The sequence below is a fragment of the Stenotrophomonas sp. P5_B8 genome, assembly GCF_054049855.1.
The window spans coordinates 1-1656 of record NZ_JBFULO010000623.1 but is presented as its reverse complement, the minus strand read 5'-3'; the positions used below and the strand labels follow the sequence as shown (position 1 = coordinate 1656).

Annotated in this window: 3 protein-coding genes; all 3 read left to right on the top strand. The window is 67.1% G+C overall.

What is annotated here, in order from left to right:
- The coding region (gene rpiA / locus ACXJKH_RS20080) for a ribose-5-phosphate isomerase RpiA (protein ID WP_457322002.1) at positions 1–542 on the top strand (542 nt) is incomplete at its 5' end.
- Between the two features lie 52 nt (positions 543–594).
- A complete protein-coding gene (locus ACXJKH_RS20075; protein WP_256776023.1) occupies positions 595–1044 on the top strand; it encodes a DUF192 domain-containing protein in 450 nt (149 codons plus the stop codon).
- 157 nt (positions 1045–1201) lie between these two features.
- Positions 1202–1656, top strand: a 455-nt coding sequence (locus tag ACXJKH_RS20070) for a SirB1 family protein (protein ID WP_457322000.1), incomplete at its 3' end; no start/stop codon positions are given.

Here is a 1656-nt window from a genome sequence, read left to right as displayed (position 1 = left end):
GCCTGGCCCGTATCAAGCACCGCATCAAGGGCACCGTGTCCAGCTCGGAGCAGAGCACCGCCCAGCTGAAGTCGCACGGCATCGAGGTGATGGAACTCAACCACACCGGCAACCTGTCGCTGTACGTGGACGGTGCCGACGAGTGCGACGGCAACAAGTGCCTGATCAAGGGCGGCGGCGCCGCGCTGACCCGCGAGAAGATCATCGCCGAGGCCAGCGAGCGCTTCGTGTGCATCATCGACCCGAGCAAGCAGGTGCCGGTGCTGGGCCGCTTCCCGCTGCCGGTGGAAGTGATCCCGATGGCACGCAGCCTGATCGCGCGCCGGATCATGGAAATGACCGGCGGCCAGCCGGCCTGGCGCGAAGGCGTGGTCACCGACAACGGCAATGCGATCCTGGACATCCACCACCTGGAGATCACCGATCCGGTCAAGCTGGAGCGCGAGCTCAACCAGCTGCCCGGCGTGGTCAGCGTGGGCCTGTTCGCCCGGCGCCCGGCCGATGTGGTGATCGTCGGCGGACAGCCGCCCAAGGTGTTCTGATTCCGTGGCCGGCCAGCGATGGCCGGCCTTTTTTCCTTCCGAGGTAGACCCGATGTCGTTGATCCGCCTGCTGCCACTGCTGCTCCTGATGTCCCTGACCGGCTGCGCCAGCACCGGCGCCCGCCACTGGGTGGAACTGGGCGGTGCCCGTTACCAGGTGGAACTGGCCACCGATGACGCCAGCCGCGCACGCGGATTGATGTTCCGCGACCAGATGCCCGCCGACCACGGCATGCTCTTCCTGCACGAGCGCGAAGAGCTGCAGGCGTACTGGATGAAGAACACGAAGATCGCACTGGACATCCTGTACTTCGACGACCAGCGCCACCTCGTCAGCCAGCAGCGCGACGTGCCGCCGTGTTCGGCCGGCGACCGCTGCCCGCCCTATCCCAGCAGCGGCCCGGCCCGCTACGTGCTCGAACTCAACGCCGGCCAGGCCGAAAAGCTCGGCCTGAAGGACGGCACCGAGATCACCTTCGGCCCAGGCATCGCCGACCGCTGACACCGCGCCCCCGCCCGGGGTAGAGCCGACCGTTGGTCGGCCGCCCCTGGCCCTCCTCAACGCTCCCGCTCAGCCGACCAACGGTCGGCTCTACCGGCGGGCGTGATCCGGCGCTGAAGCCCTTGAAACCGGTTGCGTTTGTCGCCAGTCTGTAGCCATGCAGGGGCAGATGACATTGCCGACGTGGGATTCACTGGCCGAGCTGGACGACGAGGCGTTGCCGCTGTTGCCCACCGCGCTGCTGATTGCCCGCGACGAGTACCCCGACCTGGACCCGAAGGTCTACGACGCGCTGCTGCAGAGCCATGCCGACCACCTGCGCACCGAGGTGGACACGATCGAGCATTGGCCGCTGAAGATCGCCGCGGTCAACCGCCATCTGTTCGACGAACTCGGCTACGGCGGCGACCACGGCGAGTATTACGACCCGCGCAACAGCTATCTCAACCAGGTATTCGAACGCCGCCTGGGCAACCCGATCTCGCTGGCGCTGGTGCAGATGGAAGTCGCGCGCCGGCTCGGCATTCCGCTGGACGGGGTGTCCTTCCCGGGGCATTTCCTGGTCCGGCTGCCGGTCGATGACGGAATGCTGGTGATGGACCCGTTCAACGG

Bases quoted from the DNA above. Each gene is read 5' to 3' on its own strand.
- ACXJKH_RS20075 (WP_256776023.1), top strand. From the start codon at position 595: ATGTCGTTGATCCGCCTGCTGCCACTGCTGCTCCTGATGTCCCTGACC.